3 protein-coding genes and 1 pseudogene are annotated in these 4,053 nt (G+C 72.5%); 1 reads left to right on the forward strand and 3 read right to left on the reverse strand.

All coding sequences use genetic code 11. From position 1 onward, the window contains the following. Positions 1-375: 375 nt before the first annotated feature. Together HYV93_24765 and HYV93_24770 are read right to left on the reverse strand one after the other, a co-directional pair. Positions 376-988, reverse strand: a pseudogene (locus tag HYV93_24765) (LysE family transporter). Positions 989-1,010: 22 nt separating this feature from the next. Then, a complete protein-coding gene (locus HYV93_24770; protein ID MBI2529187.1) occupies positions 1,011-2,183 on the reverse strand; it encodes a pyridoxal phosphate-dependent aminotransferase in 1,173 nt (390 codons plus the stop codon). Positions 2,184-2,192: 9 nt separating this feature from the next. Here HYV93_24770 and HYV93_24775 point away from each other — a divergent pair, with 9 nt between their 5' ends. Then, positions 2,193-2,897 carry an SUMF1/EgtB/PvdO family nonheme iron enzyme gene (locus HYV93_24775; protein MBI2529188.1) on the forward strand — a complete coding sequence of 235 codons (705 nt, stop codon included), beginning with the start codon at positions 2,193-2,195 and terminating at the stop codon, positions 2,895-2,897. A gap of 54 nt (positions 2,898-2,951) precedes the next feature. Here the strand turns inward: HYV93_24775 and HYV93_24780 are convergent, their stop codons facing one another. Then, positions 2,952-3,878, reverse strand: coding sequence for an aminotransferase class V-fold PLP-dependent enzyme (locus tag HYV93_24780; GenBank protein MBI2529189.1), 927 nt, complete (start codon positions 3,876-3,878; stop codon positions 2,952-2,954). Positions 3,879-4,053 lie beyond the last annotated feature (175 nt).

The following is a 4,053-nucleotide window of genomic DNA, read 5'->3' on the forward strand; positions in this document are numbered from 1 at the left end:
ATTGAAGCGTCCCAGGTGCTCGTCGGGTCCATCCCCGCGAACCGCGGTTTCCGCGGCGTCGACGCCGCGGCTCCATTGAAGCGGCTGCATGTGCGCCTTCCGAGAAAGGAAGGCCCTCGGGTTTCCGCGGCGTCGACGCCGCGGCTCCATTGAAGCTTGGCGAGTGGGACGGGAAGGACGCGGGGTCCGGCGGTTTCCGCGGCGTCGACGCCGCGGCTCCATTGGGGCGACACGCGACACAGCATGCCCGAGCCTGGGCTGCCTCGCCGTGTCCACAGCAGACGTGGGGCCGCACGCACGACGCGGTCTCGGCCGCGTTGACGAAGTATCCGGACACCCGAGGCTCGCCCCCAGGCGTCGGCCCGGGGCGCCCGTTCAGGGCCGGAGCGACAGGAGGGCGAGCAGGCCGAAGCCCGCGATGATCGTCCCCGAGGCGCGGTTCACCCAGCAAAGCCCCCGGGGCGTCACGCGCTGCCTCAAGAGGCCCACGGCGCCGCTCAGCGCGAGCCACCAGAGGGCCGAGCCCGCGAACACGCCCAGGACGAGGGCCCCCGCCGCCGCGTACTCCGATCCCGCCCCACCGATCCCGAGTCCGACGAAGACGGCGGCGAAGGAGAGGATCGTCATGGGGTTGGTCACGGTCAGCAGGAAGGTGGAGCCGCAGGCGCCCGCGAGCCCGGCGCCGCGGACCGGCGCAGCATCCTCGGCCGGCCGCGCCAGGAAGGTCCGCGCCCCGAGCCCGCAGAGGAAGGCGCCGCCGAGAGCGCGGAGCCAGACCTGCTGCCCCACCAGGATGCCGGAGGCGGGAGGCGGCGGTGAGCCCGAAGCCGGCCACGGCCCCGTAGAGCGCGTCCGCCGTCGCGGCCCCCAGGCCGGAGGCGAACCCGACGGCCCGGCCCTGGGCCAGCGTGCGGCGGATGCAGAGGACGCCGATGGGCCCCACGGGGGCGGCAATGGAGAAGCCGATGACGAGTCCCCGGAGCAGCACGGCAGGGCGCGGGAGCCGTTCCCTAGCAGCCGGCGAGACGGGCCAGCACGGGCTCCATGCGGCCGAGCGCCTTGCGGATATTTGCCTCGGAGGCGGCGTAGGAGAGGCGCAGGTACCCTTCGCCGTAGGCGCCGAACGCCGATCCGCCGAGGACGGCGACACCCGCCTCGTCCAGGAGCGCGGCGGCGACCTCCGCCGACGGCCGCCTGAGGGCGCTGATGTTGGGGAAGACGTAGAATGCCCCGCGCGGCGACCGGCAGGAGACGCCCGGGAACCGGTTGAGCCCCTCGACGATCACGTCCCGCCGCCGCTTGAACTCCGCCACCATCCGCGCCACGGGCTGCTGGTCGCCCTGGAGCGCGGCGATCCCGGCCCACTGGGTGAACGAGGCGGTGCACGAGTTGGAGTTGACCATGAGCCGGGCCACGTGCTCCGCCAGATCCCGCGGCATGACGCCATAGCCGAGGCGCCAGCCGGTCATGGCATAGGACTTGGAGAAGCCGTCGAGGATGATGGTGAGATCCCGCATGCCGGGGAAGCGGGTGATGGAGGCGAACTCCCCCTCGTAGAGGAAGGACTTGTAGATCTCGTCGGCGAGTACGGGGATGCGGTACCGGGCCGCGATCTCGGCGATGCGCCCGAGCTGCTCCAGCTCGAGCACCCCCCCCGTGGGGTTCTGGGGCGAGTTGATGATGATGAGCCTGGTCCGCCGCGACACCTTCTGCTCGAAGACGGAGAGGTCGAAGCCGAAGGCGGTCTCCTCCCGCAGCGGAATCGGCACCGGCACGCCGCCGACGAAGTTGATCACCGACTCGTAGATGGGGAAGCCCGGGTTGGGGTGGATGACCTCGTCGCCAGGATCCACGAGCGCCGTGATCACGAAGTACATGATGGGTTTGGCCCCGGGGGTGACGACGATCTCCTCCGGCGTGACCGCGAGCTGCCGCGTGGCCGAAACATCCTTGGCGATGGCCTCGCGCAGCTCCGGCAGACCCGCCGCGGGGCCGTAGTGGGTGGCGCCGTCGTCCAGCGCGCGCTTGGCGGCCTCCCGGATGTGCGCCGGCGTGTCGAAGTCCGGCTCGCCGATCTCGAGGTGAACGATCTCCTTGCCCTGGCGCTCGAGGGCGCGCGCCCGCGCGAGAACCTCGAAGGCTGATTCCGTCCCGAGGCGGGACATCCGCTGGGCGAAGTTCATGCAGGTTCCTTGGAAAGACACATCGGCGACATCATTATACTCGGAGGTGTGGAGCTGGTGGAGATCCCCGCGGGCTGGTTCTGGATGGGCCGGGAGGATGGCCACCCCGGAGAGCGGCCGCGTCACCGTGTCTGGGTCGACGGCTTCGCCATCGGCCGCTTCCCCATCACCAATATCGAGTACGCGCGGTTCCTCGACGCCACGGACGCTCCCCCGCCCCCGTGGTGGACCGATCCGCGCTTCTCGGGCAGAGACCAGCCGGTGGTCGGCGTGAGCTGGTTCGACGCCGAGGCCTTCGGCCAGTGGCTCTCCCGGGAGAGCGGCGAGGCGCACAGGCTGCCCTCGGAGGCGGAGTGGGAGAAGGCCGCGCGGGGCGGACTCGACGATGCCCGCTACCCGTGGGGTGACGAGCGGCCCACCGGCGCGCCGTTCGATCGACCTCCGGCCGTGGCCACCACCCCGGCCAACCCGCTGGGCATCCACGCGCTCTCCGGCGTCTGTCACGAGTGGTGCCTGGACTGGGACAGCGAGGCTTACTACCGGGAGTCGCCCGAGATCAACCCGCGTGGGCCGGACACCGGGACACGCCGCGCCTCGCGAGGCGGCGCCTGGCGGCATCAGGACCCGTGGAGCCCGGTCGCCCACCGCTCGTCACTGCCGCCCCACCTGCGGTACTCCGACTACGGCCTCCGCGTGGTGCGCGCTCCGGGCTGACCCCCGCCGGGCGCGACGGCCACTCCCGACCCAGCCCAACGTGAAGGATGCGCGCTACGCGTCGAGAGCGGCGAAGAAGGCCCGGACGTCGGCGGCGTCGTTGTGGAGGTGCGCCGAGACGCGCACGCGGCCATCGCCGGCCCAGACCAGCACCCGGCGCCCAGCCAGCCGCCGCGTGAGCGCCTCCGCGTCATCGGCGAGGAAGCAGACGTTGCCGGCGCGCTCCGCCGGCGCCTCGGGGGTGATGACCCGGCGGCCGCGCGCCTGGAGCCCGGCGATGAGCTCGCCGCCGAGGTCGAGGGCGTGCTCCAGGATCGCCTCGGGCTCGAGCCCCTCGCGCGCGCCGAGCGCATTGTCCAGCACGAAGCACCCCAGCAGGCTCGGGTTCCCCGCCTCGAGCCGGGCGGCGTCCTCCCGGAGGGTCATCGCCAGTGGATCGGCGGGCCCGGGGCGAGAGGCCACGCTGTGCCAGCCGACCGTCGCCGGAGCGAGATCGCCGACGCGTTCGGCGCTGGAGGCGAAGATGCCGACCCCGTGGGTCGCCAGCAGCCACTTGTAGCAGGAGGACACCACGAAGTCGCAGCAGTCGCCGGGCACGGGTGCCACGCCGAGCGCATGGGTGGCGTCCACGGCCAGCCAGGCGCCGCGCGAGCGCGCCAGCTCGGCGCAGCGCGCGAGATCGAGCCGCTGGCCCGTGAGAAAGCTCACGTGACTCACGAGGAGCAGCCGCGTGCGCGAGTCCACGGCCGCCGCCAGCGCGTCCATCGACAGGTAGTGGCCCGCGGTCCTGACGATGCGGGGCTCGACGCCGCAATCGCGCAGCGCCGCGACCGGATAGATCAGCGACGGGTACTCGAGGTCAGCGAAGACGGCATTGTCCCCGGGGCGCCAGGCGACCGAGCGGACGGCCTGGTTGAGCCCCTCGGAGGCATGCGCGAGGAGGGCCACGCGGGACGGCGGGACGCCCAGCAGCCGCGCCACGCGCTCCTTGGCCCGGCGGTAGACCGCGAAGATCTTGTCACGGCCGGTGGGGGAAGGGGGTATCTACTTCCGGCGGCGGGAGGATGGCGGAAACATCGGAATTATCGGGCGATGCGGATCGACTTCCCCGCGTGGAGAGGGGGCATGTCGGCGGCCGGCCGGCGTCCCCGCGCGG

The organism is Candidatus Rokuibacteriota bacterium (genome assembly GCA_016188005.1).
Lineage (GTDB): Bacteria > Methylomirabilota > Methylomirabilia > Rokubacteriales > CSP1-6 > UBA12499.

What these genes read in the sequence shown, in the direction of transcription:
- HYV93_24770 (MBI2529187.1), bottom strand. Translation starts at nt 2,183, where the DNA reads ATGAACTTCGCCCAGCGGATGTCCCGCCTCGGGACGGAATCAGCCTTC.